General features: G+C 38.3%; 13 protein-coding genes. 7 read left to right on the forward strand and 6 right to left on the reverse strand.

Going from position 1 to position 17,332, the window contains the following annotated elements:
- Nucleotides 1-436: 436 nt before the first annotated feature.
- From CXF76_RS20360 to CXF76_RS20380, 5 genes are all read left to right on the forward strand, one after another.
- Entirely contained in the window at nt 437-1,231 is a 795-nt protein-coding gene (locus CXF76_RS20360; RefSeq protein ID WP_024591416.1) for a VOC family protein, read from the forward strand.
- Nucleotides 1,232-1,317: 86 nt separating this feature from the next.
- Nucleotides 1,318-1,680: a hypothetical protein gene (locus tag CXF76_RS20365; protein WP_024591417.1), complete on the forward strand. Its 363-nt coding sequence runs from the start codon at nt 1,318-1,320 to the stop codon at nt 1,678-1,680.
- Nucleotides 1,677-4,010, forward strand: coding sequence for a fatty acid cis/trans isomerase (locus CXF76_RS20370; protein ID WP_024591418.1), 2,334 nt, complete (start codon nt 1,677-1,679; stop codon nt 4,008-4,010). The genes CXF76_RS20365 and CXF76_RS20370 overlap by 4 nt, the downstream gene beginning before the upstream one ends.
- Before the next feature lie 123 nt (nt 4,011-4,133).
- Entirely contained in the window at nt 4,134-5,861 is a 1,728-nt protein-coding gene (locus tag CXF76_RS20375; RefSeq protein WP_024591419.1) for a response regulator, read from the forward strand.
- 393 nt (nt 5,862-6,254) lie between these two features.
- Nucleotides 6,255-7,664, forward strand: a complete 1,410-nt coding sequence (locus CXF76_RS20380) for an ATP-binding cassette domain-containing protein (protein ID WP_101164486.1) — start codon at nt 6,255-6,257, stop codon at nt 7,662-7,664.
- A gap of 47 nt (nt 7,665-7,711) precedes the next feature.
- On the opposite strand, the gene CXF76_RS20385 is transcribed toward CXF76_RS20380, so the two are convergent.
- From CXF76_RS20385 to CXF76_RS20410, 6 genes are all read right to left on the reverse strand, one after another.
- On the reverse strand, nt 7,712-8,590 hold the full coding sequence (locus tag CXF76_RS20385) for a TraB/GumN family protein (protein ID WP_024591421.1): 879 nt from the start codon (nt 8,588-8,590) through the stop codon (nt 7,712-7,714).
- A gap of 49 nt (nt 8,591-8,639) precedes the next feature.
- The gene (locus CXF76_RS20390) at nt 8,640-10,076 is read right to left on the reverse strand and encodes a sensor histidine kinase (protein WP_101164487.1); all 1,437 of its coding nucleotides are present in this window, start codon (nt 10,074-10,076) and stop codon (nt 8,640-8,642) included.
- Nucleotides 10,057-10,731 carry a response regulator transcription factor gene (locus tag CXF76_RS20395; protein ID WP_024591423.1) on the reverse strand — a complete coding sequence of 225 codons (675 nt, stop codon included), beginning with the start codon at nt 10,729-10,731 and terminating at the stop codon, nt 10,057-10,059. The genes CXF76_RS20390 and CXF76_RS20395 overlap by 20 nt, the downstream gene beginning before the upstream one ends.
- A 63-nt stretch (nt 10,732-10,794) precedes the next feature.
- Complete coding sequence (locus CXF76_RS20400; RefSeq protein ID WP_101164488.1) at nt 10,795-12,774, reverse strand: LTA synthase family protein; 1,980 nt, start codon at nt 12,772-12,774, stop codon at nt 10,795-10,797.
- A complete protein-coding gene (locus CXF76_RS20405; protein ID WP_024591426.1) occupies nt 12,765-13,136 on the reverse strand; it encodes a diacylglycerol kinase in 372 nt (123 codons plus the stop codon). The genes CXF76_RS20400 and CXF76_RS20405 overlap by 10 nt, the downstream gene beginning before the upstream one ends.
- Nucleotides 13,133-14,803, reverse strand: a complete 1,671-nt coding sequence (locus tag CXF76_RS20410; RefSeq protein WP_101164489.1) for a phosphoethanolamine transferase — start codon at nt 14,801-14,803, stop codon at nt 13,133-13,135. The genes CXF76_RS20405 and CXF76_RS20410 overlap by 4 nt, the downstream gene beginning before the upstream one ends.
- A gap of 553 nt (nt 14,804-15,356) precedes the next feature.
- Between CXF76_RS20410 and ilvG the strand changes: the two genes are divergently transcribed.
- Both ilvG and ilvM read left to right on the forward strand, forming a co-directional pair.
- Entirely contained in the window at nt 15,357-17,006 is a 1,650-nt protein-coding gene (gene ilvG / locus CXF76_RS20415) for an acetolactate synthase 2 catalytic subunit (protein ID WP_007582116.1), read from the forward strand.
- Nucleotides 17,003-17,248, forward strand: coding sequence for an acetolactate synthase 2 small subunit (ilvM, locus tag CXF76_RS20420; protein ID WP_010553831.1), 246 nt, complete (start codon nt 17,003-17,005; stop codon nt 17,246-17,248). Before ilvG ends, ilvM begins: the two co-directional genes overlap by 4 nt.
- Nucleotides 17,249-17,332 lie beyond the last annotated feature (84 nt).

Below are 17,332 nucleotides of genomic sequence, written 5' to 3' on the forward strand. Positions count from 1 at the left end.
CAGAAAAGTGAAATGCGCGCAATTAACACACACTCACATCAACACACATCACGTAGGGCGGGCGAGCGTAGCGACTCCCGACGCTGATATACTGCGTAGCGTACCGATTTTATATTGTAGAGCGTCCGAATCTAATGATTCGGGCTTTTTTACGTCTGCAAAAAAGTGATTCAGGGATTCCTCTAGAGCGAAGGACTTCTTAGTAAATAATTTATATCAATCAGCAATAATATCTAATCAATTTGAGGGATTAAATCTGACGCTAACTGCGTTAAAAACCTCATATATGAAACAACTGAATAACGAATTCTTGCCCTTCTTTTATCGACTCCGCTTAGTTATTGCTCTAATCTCAATTTATGATCTGTTCAATTATGTAGTTTATAAAATGTGACAGAGCTCGTTTAGATAAAAATAGAATAATAAGGGTTTAATAATGAGTGAAATTGATAATCACCCACATGGTATTTTTTGTTGGTCAGAACTTTGTACCCATAATTGGAAAGATGGTAAGACGTTTTATACCTCATTATTTGATTGGGGGTATGACGATCAACCTATTGGGGAGGACATATATTACACTATGCTACAAAAGCAAGGTGGTGATATAGCCGCTATGTATGAAATGCCTAAAGAGCAAATTAGTGAAGGGATCCCAAGTCATTGGTTGGCTTACATTGCCGTCGATAATGTTGATGATTGTGCGCTAAAAGCTAAAGAACTAGGTGCTGAAGTTATTGCCGGTCCTCATGATGTTATGAATGCAGGACGAATGTTGATGCTAAAAGATCCTGTAGGTGCCACTGTTGCACTATGGCAAGGAAATGAGCATAAAGGTTGTAAGCACTTAGGTGAATTAAACACTCCTTATTGGCATGAGTTAGCAACCAGAAATAGTAAAGTAAGTAGAGACTTTTACTGTGCTTTACTAGGCTGGGAAAGTGAAATAAAGCCAATGGACGGTATGGATTACACTTTATTTTTAGTCGGTGGACAGCCAATTGCCGGTATGCTTGAGATGACAAGCGACTGGCCTGAAGATATTCCTGCTCATTGGATGATTTACTTTGCAGTAGAGAGCTGCGATACAGCAGTAAATAAAGCCGCTAGCTTAGGTGGACAAGTATGTGTTCCTGCAACAGATATCCCCGATGTTGGTCGTTTTAGTGTTATATGCGACCCTCAAGGTGCTGTATTTTCGGTGATCGAATCTGTTATAGATGACGTTTAAACAGTTACATTAGCTTTAGCGTTAATTTACTCGCTAGTTTGTTATAATACTCGCCAATTAAATCGTCAGAAAGTGCAGAGAACGCAATGGAATTTGAACAAGATAGCAATTTAACCCTTCCTTTATTTCTATTAGATGAATCATTAAGTGATAGAGATTTAGAGCAGCCTGATTTTGAAATATCAATTGGACTTGATGATGAGTTACTTGCTCAAATTTGCCAAAATCCAAGTGAAGATAGCAGTGTAGCTATTACCGTTAGCGGTTATGAGTTGCTTATAACTGATTCTCTGTATTTAAGTATATTAGAGCAAGAGCATGATGCGCAGATAACATTAACGCATGGGCCTCTTTTAAGTATTGTTTTGAATACTGAAGGTCAGAAAACATTCGTTTCTCCTCAAATGGATATGATGCCCACCTTCGATTTAGGTGACGAGGACGAATGAAAAAAATAATAATAAGTACATTTGTATTAATTATCCTTAGTGGTTGTGCTTACTTAGGTAATGCACATTACGATGATTTATTTGGACCAGAGCAAGCGCAAGAGCGTATCGTTCCACATTCTACTCTTGCTGGAGCTGATTTTTTACAAAACGTAAAACCAGTGCTCGATACCCGCTGCGTCGTTTGCCATGGTTGTTACGATGCACCTTGCCAGCTTAAGCTCTCATCCCCTGAAGGTATTGACCGAGGTTTGAGTAAAGAGCTTGTTTACGATGGAACTCGTTTATTGGCAACGACCCCAAGCCGTTTATTATTTGATGCAACCAATACACAGCAATGGCGAGAAAAAAACTTTACGCCAGTGCTAAATGAGCGCGTACAAAGTGAAGAAGCAAACTTAGCGGGAAGTGTTTTATTTAATAGTTTAGTGTTAAAGCAAAGCTATGAATTACCAACTAATGAAGTGCTAGATGATGAATTTGATTTTTCATTAGGGCGTTCGCAAACCTGTGCAACAATGGGGGAGTTTGACCGATTAGCTGACGAGCAACCTCATGGCGGTATGCCTTATGGTTTACCTGGGGTTTCGCGCGAAGAGTTTAATCATTTACAGAACTGGCTTAAAAATGGCGGTAAAATGTCACATATTGAGCCACCAAGTAAGTATGATCAGAATAAAATAAAGGGCTGGGAAGCATTTTTAAATCAAGATAACTTAAAGTATCAGTTATCAGCACGTTATATTTATGAACATTGGTTTTTAGCACATATTTATTTTACGTCAGAGAACCCACAAAGCTTTTTTAAACTAGTTCGCTCAAGTACGCCTCCTGGTGAGGAAATAAAGTTAATTAATACGCGTCGTCCATACGATGACCCTAAAGTTAGCCGTGTTTATTATCGTTTTATGCAAGAGCGTACAACCATACTTTCTAAAACGCATTTACCACTTGAGCTTAATGAAGCTAAATTACTGCGTTTGTACGAGCAGTTTATTGCGCCAGATTATACAGTTACGCAAATGCCGAGTTATGAGCCTAAGTCAGCATCTAACCCATTTAAAACTTTTGAAGTTATTCCTATTAATTCTAAATATCAATTTATGCTTGATGAAGCCGAGTTAATTATTATGGGCTTTATAAAAGGGCCTGTTTGTCGTGGTCAGATTGCTTTAAATGTTATAAATGATCACTTTTGGGTGGCATTTGCTGATCCTGATAAGGTTGCGACTCCTGCTGTAGGGGAAATGCTAATGCAACATGAAGAAGCGCTAGAACTTCCTGCTGCAGAGGAAAGTAATGCGTTACCTATTTCTAGCTGGGTTAAATATTCAGTTCGTGAGAAAAAATATTTACAGGCAAAAGTTGAGCTTGCTAACGAAATGTTTAAAGGTGGCGAGCATCTTACAACTGACTTGCTTTGGAAAGGTGATGGGCATAATAAAAATGCTGCGCTGACTATTTTCCGCCATTTTGATAGTGCAACTGTTGTTAAAGGTTTTATTGGTCAAGAGCCTAAAACCACGTGGATACTTGATTATGCGTTATTTGAACGTATTCATTATTTGCTTGTGGCAGGCTTTGATGTATACGGAAATATAGGCCATCAATTGGTTACACGTTTATATATGGATTTTTTACGTTTAGAGGGAGAGCAAAACTTTTTAGCTCTATTACCTGAGCACAAGCGTAATCAAATCAAAAAGCAGTGGTATCGTAATTCACCACCTGACTTATCTAAGTTCTTTAAAAGTAACCGAGAATTTAGCCAACCCAGTGGTATTAACTATGAAACTGATGATCCACAGCATGAACTATATACCTTGATGAAAGAAGCCTTAGCGCCAGTTTTAAGTGAAAAATACAACTACACTGAAGTGCCAAAGCCGTTAAATGTAATAAGTGAAATGCCAGCAAAAGCGGTTAACTTATTACCTCAGCTTTCTTTTATACTTGTAAAGCAAGAAGATAATAGCCATAAGGGCTACACTATTATTCATCATAATGCGCATTACAATATATCTAGTTTATTAAACGAAGATGGCCAACGTGCTTATGATGAAGATACCGCGACTATTGTTCCTGGGTTTATCGGAGATTATCCAGCAGCTATTTGGTATTTAAATAACGAGCAGCAAGTAAATGCTTTTGCCGAGCAATTGCCTATGATGCAAATAGAAGCTGATTATGGTGCATTGAAATCTAAGTTTGGTATTCGACGTACTCATCCACAGTTTTGGCAATACAGCGATATATTGCACGATACTGCTAAAAAATATCGTGGGATAGAATATGGAATGTTCGACTATAACCGTTTAGAAAATAGATAGTTAAATAGTTTTATTTTATTAGCCCAACTTTTTAGTTGGGCTTTTTTATTTAATAATCATTATTTAAGCTGCTTATTAGTTCTAAAAAATTGAGCTACACTTAAAACAAAAACAAGGCTTAGTATGTTTAAAGTTGTCGCGAATATCCGTACTCGTTACCGATGGGCATTAATAGCAATAGCACTATTAATAAGCACATCAGCATCACTTATGCAGTATTATTTTTCGGTGCAAAAATACGACGCAAAAATAATAAATATGGCTGGTAAGCAGAGAATGCTTTCTCAAAAAATAGCTTGGCATAGTAATGAGTTATTATTATCGGCAACAAATATTTCTGAGCATACTAAAGCGTTAAAAGCGTCAGTTGTATCATTCAAAAAAACTCATAATTACTTACTTTCAAAAAATGGTAATGGAGAGTATCAATACCTTACACCTAAGCTTATTAAGCTGTATACGTTAGCTCCTCATAAACTAGATTCCCAAGTTGCAACATATATCCAGCAAGCGGAAAATTTGCTTTATCAACAAGGCCAAGTAGATAAGCGTATATTCTCTGTAACTGAGGTTGAAGAGCTATTAAAGCAACTAGATCATGCAGTGAATTTATTTGAAGAGCAAGCTGTCCAAAAATTGAACTGGGTATCTAACCTTGAATTATTATTTTGGCTTATGGCGATGTTTTTACTACTTGTAGAGTTAAGATTTGTATTTATGCCAATGGAAAAAGAAATAGGTAACGCATTGTCTAAATACCAAAAACAAAAAGAGTTCGCTCAACAAGTGAGTCAAAATAAAGAGCATTTTATTGCCAGAGCAAGTCACGAATTTAGAACTCCTTTACAGGGTCTTATTACGTCTATTGAGGAGTTAAAGGTTTCTGATACGCAGCAAAGCGTTAAAACCCAAGCTAATTACTGCGCACTTAGGTTAATAGCCATATTAGATGAACTGCAAGACTTGCAAGCTTTAAGTACAGGTAAGTGGGTACCGCAATTTAAAAATGAAAACCTTCTAGAGTCGTGTAATAAAGTACTAATGGCTTACGAGCATGCTTGTCAGCAAAAAGGCCTAAAACTAGTTAGTTGTTTAGATGAATCATTAAATTGTGTATGTAAATTGGATCATCAACGTTTGCAGCATACGCTTACAGAATTAATCAGTAACGCTATAAAGTTTACGACAGAAGGTGAAATTACTGTCTCTGCAAAGCTTTTTAATAATGAACTTTGTGTAACTGTAAGTGATACTGGTTGTGGTTTTTCGAAAGAGATTACTGATCTTGAATTTGACTCATTTAAACAAACAAACCATTTTCAAGGATTAAGAACAGGTCTCACTCGGGTTCAGTATGTTGTAAAGGCGTTGCACGGTGAAATTACCTTCAAAAATAATGAAGCCCATGGGGCGCTGGTATCTTTGCACTTACCAATAATTGCCAGTAAAGCTCTTCCAAACCCTCGTAAAATAAATGACAAACTAAAGTGTTTAGTCGTTGAAGATAATCCATTAAATACTATATTACTGACCCGCATACTTAGCTTATTAGGTTTAAGCTATGATTGCGCTGAAAACGGCAAAGTCGCGTGCGATATGGTGAGTGAAAATCAATACGATATTGTTTTTATGGACTTAAATATGCCAGTAATGGATGGGTTTGAGGCGATTAAAAAAATACGCTCTGATCTTAATAAAGTAATGCCAATTATTGTTATAACAGCAAATACTTCACAAAATGATATAGAGCGAGCTTATAAATATGGGGCTAACCTTCATATTCATAAACCAATAAGTCAGCAAGCAATTAAAGACGCATTAAATAGTATTAGCGTTGCTAGGGCGTGTTGATCTTTGGTAGTTGAATTTGCAGCAGACTGTTTGGTTTTTAGGCAAGGCAGAGCCTATGTAGTGTGGTTATTCCCCATAAATATGCGATAACGCAGCATAAATACCAAACATGCGCTGCCCATTGGGTTCTTTTTAGGGACGATTAACTCTTTGTTACTCGGTTTTGACTTATTCTTACATGGATGTAAGCCATTAGAATAACGCAGGAGCAGTAATCGAGCCCACTAGGTTACAAACCCCGCGCCGCGATTTAATCGCCCCTAGATTGAACAAATTTCAATCCACAAAGATCAATACGCCCTAGTGAAATAAATTAATTTTGCAGATAACAAGCTTGCTAAGCACTTTTAATATGCGTTAACTTGCTGTTTTAAGGTTTATTAGGAAAAGTTAGTGCAGTCAATTACGCTTGAGCAATTTAATGGTTACTTACAAGGACAAGGCAAAAGTCGTTACGACATATGCAACCTAGATTGGCAAGTGAATCTAGGAGAACATTGGCTGCTTCTAGGTGCTAATGGAGCCGGTAAATCTGCACTGACAGCTGCGTTAGTTGGTGAAGCTAAGTGCGAAAGTGGTAAGCGTATAAGTAGTATTAATAAACTTATGCTCGTGTCTTCAGATTCGCATAAACAGTTACTGGCCCAAGAATTAGAGCATGAAAAGCATAGCCTCGTTAAAGACCTTATATTTGCAGAGCATAGTAATAATGGTGAGTTATTAGCGCAGCTAATAGAATTATTTAAATTTAGCTCATTACTAAATAGGCATTTTAGAGAACTTTCAACGGGTGAAACTCGTAAACTCCTACTTATAAAAGCACTCAGCTCCCATAGTGAGTTAGTCGTGCTTGACGAGCCATTTGATGGACTCGACGTACAATCTTGCCAGCAACTTAATAAAATACTCATAGAGCTTAGCCAAACTATTACTTTTGTTTTTGTACTAAACCGCCTAGACGAAATCCCTTCATTCATTACTCACTATGGCTATGTAAACCAAGGTTGCTTGTTACATACTTTAGCAAAGCCAAGTAGTGAGCAATTAAGTGACTTACTAAAACTACTTCATTTAGAGCATACTTCATTGGATGTGCCATCTCCTGACGCCGAGCAAGAGCAAAAGACATTCACTGGTAATACCTTAGTTAAATTGAGTAATGCTAAAGTTAGTTATAGTGACGTAAGCATATTCAAAAATCTCAATTGGACTATAAAAAAGCATCAGCATTGGCAGCTTACTGGAGCGAACGGTTCAGGTAAAACATGCCTATTAAATTTAATAACAGGTGATAACCCACAGTGTTATAACAATGACATTGAAGTGTTCGGTTTTAAACGCGGAACCGGGGAGAGTATTTGGGATATAAAACAGCATATTGGTTTTATATCTAACGCGCTACATATGGATTATCGCGTAAGTATATCGGCTTTAAATACTGTTATATCTGGTTTTTATGACAGCATAGGTTTATATCAAAAGCCGAGCGATGCACAAATTAATATTGCTAAGCAGTGGCTGGCATTTATTGGTTTAAGTGACAAGCAAAACACCTCATTCACCCAGCTTTCGTACGGCGATCAACGTATGCTTTTAATTGTACGAGCTATGGTAAAGCATCCAACGTTACTTATTTTAGATGAACCTTGCTTAGGATTAGATGAAGCAAACAGGCAACGTGTACTGCTACTAATAGAGAAAATTTGTGCTGCTAATACAAGTACTGTGATTTATGTAAATCATCATGCGGCAGACAAAATTGAAGGAATAGAGAATTACTTAAAAATGGAAGACTTTAATTAAAAACTCAGAGAAAGGTTGAGCGAAAATTCACTCAACCCATTTTTATTTTAAAGACGAGTAACGCTAAAGCCTTTATCTCGTAGCTGTTTAAGTAACCCGTGTTTTTCAGGTAAATGCAGAGCGCCTACGGCAATAAATAGTTGCTCGTTTGCTAAACGCGGTGTGAGTTGTTTAACCCAATTATTATTGCGGTTAGTTAGCATTACTTGCTCGCTAATTTCACCGTAATTACTGTCATCAAAACTCATGTTGTAGTAATCGGTTAGTGTATCCATATCCCCGTTTTTCCAGGCATTAACTAATTTGATAAAGTAAGTATTAATATCGCTGAGTTGCTCAAAGGTTTCTTCAATCATTTCATTGCTTAATAGCGCCATACCATCAAACATTTGTAGTTGTTGTTCTAGGGTTTCAAGCTCGCCAATTTTAATATTATGCTCTTTAGCATAACTAAGCACTTGCTTGTCTATGCCGGTTTTATCTGAATAACCTGCATTTTGAAATTCAATTTGCATCATAGTCACCATAACAGCCCAAGGCTTTAAGCCATTAAACATAGCAATATCAATCGACTTTTTAGCAAAGTAATCTTTTAGCTTGGTATAATTTTGCTTTGAAAGCTCAGTTTGCAGTGTTTTACCGTCACTTAGCATCATAAATGGCATTGAACGCTGCTGCATTTCAAGTGGAGTAAGTTTGCTTATATCAACTTCAACAATCACTTCTTTGCTTGCACTAATTGCATCGGTTACATTTTTAGGTAAGCCTTTCATGCTGGCATCACCAACGTGTACGGTGCCAAATAAGTAAGAGCTAACGCCATTTTTTTCTATCTTGTATATGGCAGGAGCAGCATAGCTGTTAAGGCTAAATGTTATAAGTAATGCCACAATAAAAAAGTGGCTAACACGGGTAAGAGCATTCATGGTTTGTCCTTAAAATTTCAAAATTAGTAGTGTAAATACTAACCTAAATTTACTTCTTAGGTAACGTTAATATAAACGTTAACGTATTGCTTTCGGTATTACTGGCCGTAATAGTAAAGCGATTTAAGTTACATAAGCTCTGTACAATTGATAATCCTAAACCATGGCGCTGGTTATTAGTTCTAGATGAATCTAGCTGATAGAGCGGGTCAAAAATAGCAGTGAGCTGTTCACTACTTAGTGGTTTATTTACTTTGTTACTAACAGAGATGGTCATGTTTGTGCTGTTATTTACGGCAGTTAATTTAATTGGTGCCTCAGGGAGTCCATAAAATAGTGCGTTATCGATTAAGTTACATAAAATGGTATTTAAACTAAATTCGTCAGCATTAAGTGTAAACTCGTCAGTTATCTCATTATTTAAACGCGCTTTAATAGTTGGGTGCTTAAAGGTCAGCTCATCAACAATTTGATTTACTAGGTTATTTAGAATGATATTTTGTGCATTTAATTGCATTGCACTGCTACTTGAGCGCTGCAACAGTAATAGGTTGCTAACAATCGTTTTCATACGCTGTGAAATATTAAGCACATCACTGGTATAGGTGTCGCTAATTCGTTTATCGTCAGGGTAGCGAATAGCCACCTCTGAGAGGCTTATGAGTTCAGCTATTGGGGTTTTAAGCTCGTGTGCAATGTCGCTTGTTAGGCGTTTTTCATTACTATAGAGTTGCTGATTAACGGTAATAAACTTATTTAGCTCGTTACGTATAGGTTCTATTTCTTCTACTTTAAAGTCGCTTTCTATTGTTTGCGCAACACCGGTAATATCGAGTAACTTAATTTGGTCGTTTAAGTTGTGTAGCGGGTGCAGACCTTTATTTACAATACGTGTCACTAAATAGCGCACACCAAACACACCAAGTACACAGGTTAAAATAAAGACCACATCAATAATAATCAGTACTTTATTAAGTTCGGAGGTGGGCGCTGCGATTGCAAGAGTCATGGTATTAAAAACAGCAGAGTGAGTGGGATTTCTATCATCTTTTTGGGCTACAAAGTGACTTATAAGTGCGCGACCATCACTCCCGTTAGGAAGCTCGTAATCTATAATTTTAGATTCGTTTATCGGCATTTCTAAAAAAGGCAGGTTAGCATTTTCATAAAGCGCTAATGAGTCCGAGCGTTCAAACACATCACGGCCATGCCATAATTGGTAAAACTCCGTGGCATCTGCAGCTTCATACTCCGACATAAACTCACCAGCAAAATCAAATTCAACCACGTTGTTGTCATCTTCAACTAAGGTTTTTAAGTAGTTAGCTTTGTTAGTTAAAGACTGATTAAACTGATCTTCCACCCAAGTATCAACACTTAGATCAACGGTTAAAAATATGGTGAATAAAATAACAGAGATCACAGCGCTAATATTATTAACGAGTTTACGTTTTATTGAGTGACTTTTATTTTGTTGTTGCGACATAACCAAATCCACGTTTGTTTTTTATCGGGAGCTCGCCATCAAACTGTCTTACTTTTTTACGTATGGTTGAGATGTGTGCTTCAAGCGCATTTTTAGAGAGCATATCAAACTGACCTACCACCGCTTCACTTATAAGCTCAAGCCCTAATACTCGCTCTGGGGCGTTAAATAAGCATTCTATTATTTTGTATTCATTGCGAGTGAGCTCAATGGCATGTTGCTTGTAGTGAAGAGTTTTAAGTGACAGATCTAATACGCAATCACCTACGGTAAGGGTATTTTGTTGGTTTTGCAGTGAACCACGACGAAGTAATGCAAGGACACGAGCATGGAGTTCTTCAAACGAAAATGGCTTAGTTAAATAATCATCAGCGCCTTTCATAAGGCCGCTAATTTTATCTTGAGGCTCACTTCGTGCCGATAAAATTAGCACACGGCTTTGGCTATTACTGCTGCGCAGTGCTTGTAAAATACTCATGCCATCAACGCTCGGTAGCATTAAATCAAGTACTAGGAGGTCGTAGTTTCCACTGAGTGCCATACTCAACCCTTCTGAGCCATCACCAGTTTCATCTACGGTAAAACCAAGGTTGCTAAGGCCAACTTGCAAGCTGCGTCTTAGTGCTTCAGAGTCTTCAATAACGAGGATTTTCATGTTTACTCGGTTTATAAAAATAGCCTTGTTACTTTAACAAGGCTTTATTATCAAGTCACTTGGTTAATGATACCAACCATTTGTATAAGCTAGATTACCTAAGTTCGCGTGGGCTAGGGCTTTTTTAACTAGTTGCTCATCGTTTTCACATGGTACAAGCTGGTTATTGCTATACGTATAGGTGGTTGCTGGTTTTTGTGGTTGTAACACCACCACTTTATTATCGTGCATGTAGGCAAAGTTTTTGTCGTATTGCATCATTGCGCGTTGTTTGTTGTCGCTAATTGGCTTTGATAAATCATGACCTATCATAGGGTGCTTACCACTTGCGCCAATTAAAGACAGTAGAGTAACAGGAATATCGAGCTGGCTGGCTAGTTGGCTATCTCGTTTATGGGTAATACCTTTACCAAAAATAACGGCCGGAATTTTAAAGTGATCAACCGGTACTAAATTTGAACCCGATACGCGCGAGTCGTGATCGGCAATAACTATAAATACAGTATCATCCCAGTAGCTCGATTTTTTAGCTTTTTCGATAAAGGTGCCTAGTGCGTAATCGGCATACTTGGCAGCATTATTACGGGTTTGTTTTTGTTTATCGTACAGCGTTATTTTATCGTCAGGAAAGTCATACGGGCTATGATTAGAGCTTGAAAATATAAGGCTAAAAAAGGGTTTGTTTTGATTTTTAAGCTTAGTAAGTTCTATATCGGCTTGGTCGTACAAGTCTTCGTCTGATGCGCCCCACGAGCCATTAAAGTCTATTTTTTTAAAGTTATTTGTATCTACGATACTTTTAAAACCGTTGCCTAAAAAGAAGCTGCGCATGTTATCAAAATGGCTTTCGCCACCATAAATGAACTGCGTGTTGTAATTTTGCTTCGCTAAAAAATCAGCAATGGTAAAAAAGTCACGTTGTGATTTATCAAGCTTAACAACTGCACGCGAAGGCGTTGGTGTAAACCCTGTAATTACTGCCTCAATTCCACGTACTGAACGTGTACCCGTGGCGTATAAATTATCAAACCCCCAGCCTTGTTTATAAAGGGCGTCTATATTAGGTGTAAGCGGTAAACCGCCAAGCGTGCCTACATAACGAGCACCTAAACTTTCTTGTAAAATAATGACTAAATTTTTGGGTTTACCTGTATTACTTGCGCCATGAAACGTTTTTGTAGGGGCGGTTACATCACTAAATGTGCCTTGCGTATTTTGCATGTTACTACGCACAATACTAAGTAATTCATCGGTGGGCATTTTACCGTAATAGTCTTGGCTCGATTGCTCATTAGAAAGTTGCTTAACTGCAAATGCGACGCTATAAAGTGAGTTAAGGGTTAAGTCGTTAAGTAAGTGATCAGTAGAGAACGAGACCATGGCGGGGTTAAGTGGTCTGTGTCCTAATGAGTTGCGGGCGCCAAAAATAGTTAAGCATACTAAAACAAGCGCTAAAATTGATTGATTTAAACCTGTTAGTGATGACTTGCTTTGCCATTGATTGCTAAATATTTTACTTGCAAATTTACAGCTTAAAATAAGTGCTATAACAGCAATAAATACTTCTAACTTATAGCCTGAAAAAATCATTTTTGAGACTTCTTTAGGGTAAATTAAATATTCTATAAATAAGCGGTTAGGGCGCAAGTCGTACTCGTTTATAAACGTAGGCGTAATCACTTCAAAAAAAACGAGTAAAGCAGACATCCCCACTAAGTAAATTTTTATTAGGCCGCGTACTTTATTTTGCCAACCTACGCTTTGCATCAGTAAGGTAAGTAGTAATGCGGGCATAATAATGTAGCTTAGAGTGGCTATATCAACTCTTAAACCACCTATAAATATAGATAACCACGCATGAGATCCAAATACACGTTCGCCTTGCCATACACTTAAACCAAAGCGAGCAAGTGTTAACAAGCTAAGTGCCAAAACAGCAAATACAACAAAAATCCATACAGGGCCAAGTGCATTTTGTACCTTAGGTATTACTTTAAATATTAGCCTCGTTATTTTAGCTATAAAAGTTAGCTTTATGCCCATAACACAGCCCACCAAATAAGTGCGGCAATTAACATAGCTATAAACACACTGGCAGAGGCTATATCTTTAGCGAGACCCGAAAGCTCATGGTATTCACTGCCAATCCTATCAACCACAACCTCAACTGCCGTATTTACAAGTTCAGCAAACAATACAAACAGCAGGCTGGCACTAAGTAATAATTTATCGCTTAGTGCAATTTCTTGTAGCCATACAAACACACCAAGTAACGAAAACAGTGCTAACTCTTGTTGAAACGCCGCTTCAAATCGACTCATCCATTTTAAGCCGTTAAAAGAATGGCTTAAGGTAAAAATAAGGCGCATTAAGCCTTGGCGTTTTATAACGGTTTTATTACTCATAGTTTTATTTCGCTTGGTGTTGTTTGGCAGCTAGCAAGTAAATCAAGGGATGCCTGATACGTTTTGCTTTTAATGCCAATTAAATTTAAAAGAGTGTGAAAAATATTGTCGTGTGAGCGTGCAGCAGTGGTGTCTAAATTAGCTAAACAGGTATTGGTAATGCGCTGATTATGCTCATCAGCCCACATATAAAGAGGAACATGCGTTTGTGTGCTAGGTGCAAAGCTATACGGAAAACCATGTAAATAAGCACCGGCTTCGCCAAGTGATTCACCATGGTCAGAGACATATAAAAACTGCTTATCTATGTTGTTTGGCAGTGTTTTTAATTGCTCAATTACTTGGGCGTTAACAAAGTCGCTGTACGCAATTGTGTTGTCGTAGGTATTAACTAATTCATCGAGTGAGCAGTTTTGAATGTCGCTTCTGTCGCACGTGGGCGTAAATTGCTTAAATTTATCTGGGTAGCGTTTAAAGTAGGTTGGTCCGTGTGAGCCCATCATATGTAGGACGATAACGGTGTTAGCTTGGCTTAAATTAGCGAGTTTGCGTTTAAGTGGAGCAATAAGCACTTCATCAAAACAATATTTTCCATCGCAAAGCGCTGATGGGGTGGTTGGTATATCAATATTAACAACACGGGTGCATACGTTTTTACAGCCGCTGTTGTTATCAACCCACAGTACGTCGCTGCCAGCTTGTTGTGCTAAATCAATCAGGTTTTGTTGGTTGTCGGCTGCTAATCGATCAAAGTTATCTTGTGTTTGCAGTGAAAACATACACGGCACAGACACTGCAGTAGCGGTTCCACAAGACGCCACATTATTAAAATACGTCACATTATACTTTTGTGTATAAGGATTGGTGTTACGCTTATAACCTTGATAAGCAAAGTTTTCTGCTCGTGCGGTTTCGCCAACAACCATAACTGTTACGCTGGTGGTATTGGGTGCAATGAGGGTGGGTGTTGCATCTATATTTTTAAATTCCATATTGGTATACAGCAGCTGATCGCGCATATATTTATAACCGCTAGAGAGATACTGAAATGGGATGATTTCTTTTTTCAAAATGCGGTTATTGCGGCCTGTGGCTGCGTAGTCGGCGTAAAAGTTTACGACCACTAAAGCAATTAATGAGCAGCACGCTACAATAAGTTTTATACGACTAATCGCTTCTTGGTGAGGGCGGGTAAAGTGTATTTTTACTTTGCTTAATATAAAAATAGGTAGCGCACAAAACAACAGTAAAAAGGCTATGAGCTGAGGGTTTAAATAGCTCAGCGCTTCGCTTGAATCGGTTTCGAACGTGTTTTGAATCATTGAATAGTCAAACACGACACCGTAATTTAATGAGCCGTAAAGCACGGCGCTAGAAATTATCAGTAAAAGATAGTTAACTGGTTTTAATAACCATCTAACCGACACTATCGAAAAGAAAATAATTAAAAGGCATAACAAAAGTAGCGGGACTGAAAGTAAAAATAGCCATGAAAAAGATGCAAGAGAGGTTATGGCGCTAAACGAACCTTGAATAAAAGGAATGTTTATAACTAAACAGTAATAACAGGCAATCATCACTACAAAGGCATTTGCACTACAGTGAATGTAAAACCGTTTACTACGATTTGGCTTTTTTTGTGCTGGTGTTTGACTAATTACGTTCATATTTAGGCTCGTTTAAAATAACAACGCCATGCTATGCAACAACACTTAAGAGTCGCTTAAGAGAACCTACGCATTACCTGAAGGTGATAAATAATTTTATTTATAAAAATATTCTTAAAAATTAATCAAACCTTAAATAAGGGATATAAGAATAGTGAATTTCTGAGAATAAAATTAGAGCATAAAAAAACCACTACCAGCTTGTATAATGAATTTTAAAACCTGATAAATTGCCTTTTAGTCTTTTTGTTAGATTAACTTTGGTGTTGACTTAAAGGGCCTAGCGCGGTACTAATATAAAAAGAGAGCGAAGGAATAACCTTCGCGATAATTGAACAAAATTTGGTATTAATTACATGCTTACAAACGCACTTAACCTAGTCCTGATTATTATCGTGGTGATTATTCCCGCGAGGGCTTCGTAGTGCTTTAAAAACTTAAGCATTAAAAAAGCCCTCCGCACTTAACCGTTCGGAGGGCTTTTTAGTTTTAAGGGTAAAGTTTTTAGCGTAAAAATGTAATTGGGTTGTCACTGAGGAATGAGGGTTTATTAATGACAGGCGCAGAACTAACAATCGACTTATTGGCCAAACACGGCGTAAATGAAGTATTTGGCTACCCAGGCGGAGCTATTATGCCAATTTACGATGCGCTGTATGGCGCGCCAGTCAAACACTACCTTACTCGCCATGAGCAAGGTGCAGGGTTTGCAGCTGTTGGTTATGCTCGCAGCACGCGTAAATTAGGTGTGTGTTTTGCAACATCGGGCCCAGGTGCAACTAACTTAATAACTGCCCTTGCTGATGCGATGATGGACTCAGTACCATTATTGGCGATCACCGGCCAAGTGCCTACTGCAGCTATTGGTTCAGATGCGTTTCAAGAAATAGATGTACTAGGTATGTCGCTTTCGTGTACTAAGCACAGCTACATGGTAGAACGAGCGGAAGACTTAGCAGAGATACTACAAGAAGCAATTCATTTAGCGCAAAGCGGCCGACCAGGTCCTGTACTTGTCGATATCCCAAAAGATATTCAAATGGCGCAAGTCCCTTTTAAGCCTTGGCTTGCAGCTGATGAATACTTACCTGAGTTAGATTTAAAGCAAGTTGCTATTGCTAATCAATTGTTGAGTGAGGCTAAACAGCCTGTAGCGTACGTAGGCGGTGGTGTACAAGCCGCTGATGCGCAAGACGAGTTAATGCAGTTTTTAAATAAAACGCAGATGCCTGCTGTATCAACACTAAAAGCATTAGGCAGTGTGTTACCTGACTACGAGCATTACTTAGGCATGCTAGGTATGCATGGTGGTCAAGCCGCTAATATTGCCGTGCAAGAATGTGATGTACTTGTGTGTATAGGTGCGCGCTTTGATGACCGCGTAACGGGTAACTTAGCTAAATTTGCAGCTAAAGCTAAAGTAATCCATTTAGATATCGATGCTGCTGAAGTTGGTAAGCGAAAACCTGCTAAAGCTTCATTAATTGCTGATTTAAAAACGTCGTTACCCGCACTTGAGTGCTTTGTAACACCTAAAGCGTGGTGTGACACAAATAAAGAAATGAATATTAAACACGCGTGGCGTTACGACTACCCAGGTGAGAAGGTCTACGCACCGTACTTATTAAACCAACTGAGCCAACGCATGCCAAAAACTGGCGTTGTGTGTTGCGATGTAGGTCAGCATCAAATGTGGGTAGCACAACACATGAAGTTTACTCACCCGAGTAATCATTTAAGCAGTGGTGGCGCAGGCACGATGGGCTTTGGTTTACCGGCTGCTATTGGCGCACAAGTAGCACGCCCTGATGACTTTGTTATCACTGTATCGGGCGATGGCTCAATAATGATGAATATTCAAGAATTGGCCACGATTCGCCGTAATAATTTACCTGTAAAAATATTAATTTTAGATAACCAGCGGTTGGGTATGGTTCGCCAATGGCAGGAACTGTTTTTTGAAGGACGTTACTCTGAAACTAACCTGTCGGATAACCCAGACTTTGTGCAACTAGCTGCTGTATTTGGTATTCCAGGGCAAACAATTACCCACGCGAACCAAGTTGATGATGCTATTACAGCATTAGTTAACAGCAAAGGCCCGTACATAGTACATGCCTGTATTGATGATAAAGAAAATGTTTGGCCACTTGTACCACCTGGGGCTGCTAACGACGAAATGATGACGGAGAAAGCAAAATGAAACATAGCCTAACTATTGCATTAAAAAGCCAAAGTATAGCGGTAGAGCGCTTTTTACGAGTGGTGCGTCATCGTGGTTTTAACCTAACGCATTTTCAGCTCAATATGGATGATGGCTTATACAACGTAGCCATGACGGTAGATAGTGATAAACCTATTCACCTATTAACCAGCCAGCTAAACAAGCTGGTGGATGTAAAAGAAGTCACTTTACAAAATTTACAGCACCAACAGGCTGTGTAATTACGAATTAAAAAATAATTTACGAGTAACTGAGTCACTCGGTTATTCACCAATTTTAGAATGAGGAATGCCCGCTTATATTGC

The sequence above is a fragment of the Pseudoalteromonas sp. 78C3 genome (assembly GCF_002836695.1).
Classification (GTDB): domain Bacteria; phylum Pseudomonadota; class Gammaproteobacteria; order Enterobacterales; family Alteromonadaceae; genus Pseudoalteromonas; species Pseudoalteromonas arctica.

What these genes read in the sequence shown, in the direction of transcription:
- CXF76_RS20360 (WP_024591416.1), top strand. Translation starts at nt 437, where the DNA reads ATGAGTGAAATTGATAATCACCCACATGGTATTTTTTGTTGGTCAGAA.
- CXF76_RS20365 (WP_024591417.1), top strand. Translation starts at nt 1,318, where the DNA reads ATGGAATTTGAACAAGATAGCAATTTAACCCTTCCTTTATTTCTATTA.
- CXF76_RS20370 (WP_024591418.1), top strand. Translation starts at nt 1,677, where the DNA reads ATGAAAAAAATAATAATAAGTACATTTGTATTAATTATCCTTAGTGGT.
- CXF76_RS20375 (WP_024591419.1), top strand. Translation starts at nt 4,134, where the DNA reads ATGTTTAAAGTTGTCGCGAATATCCGTACTCGTTACCGATGGGCATTA.
- CXF76_RS20385 (WP_024591421.1), bottom strand. Translation starts at nt 8,590, where the DNA reads ATGAATGCTCTTACCCGTGTTAGCCACTTTTTTATTGTGGCATTACTT.
- CXF76_RS20390 (WP_101164487.1), bottom strand. Translation starts at nt 10,076, where the DNA reads ATGTCGCAACAACAAAATAAAAGTCACTCAATAAAACGTAAACTCGTT.
- CXF76_RS20395 (WP_024591423.1), bottom strand. Translation starts at nt 10,731, where the DNA reads ATGAAAATCCTCGTTATTGAAGACTCTGAAGCACTAAGACGCAGCTTG.
- CXF76_RS20400 (WP_101164488.1), bottom strand. Translation starts at nt 12,774, where the DNA reads ATGGGCATAAAGCTAACTTTTATAGCTAAAATAACGAGGCTAATATTT.
- CXF76_RS20405 (WP_024591426.1), bottom strand. Translation starts at nt 13,136, where the DNA reads ATGAGTAATAAAACCGTTATAAAACGCCAAGGCTTAATGCGCCTTATT.
- CXF76_RS20410 (WP_101164489.1), bottom strand. Translation starts at nt 14,803, where the DNA reads ATGAACGTAATTAGTCAAACACCAGCACAAAAAAAGCCAAATCGTAGT.
- ilvG (WP_007582116.1), top strand. Translation starts at nt 15,357, where the DNA reads ATGACAGGCGCAGAACTAACAATCGACTTATTGGCCAAACACGGCGTA.
- ilvM (WP_010553831.1), top strand. Translation starts at nt 17,003, where the DNA reads ATGAAACATAGCCTAACTATTGCATTAAAAAGCCAAAGTATAGCGGTA.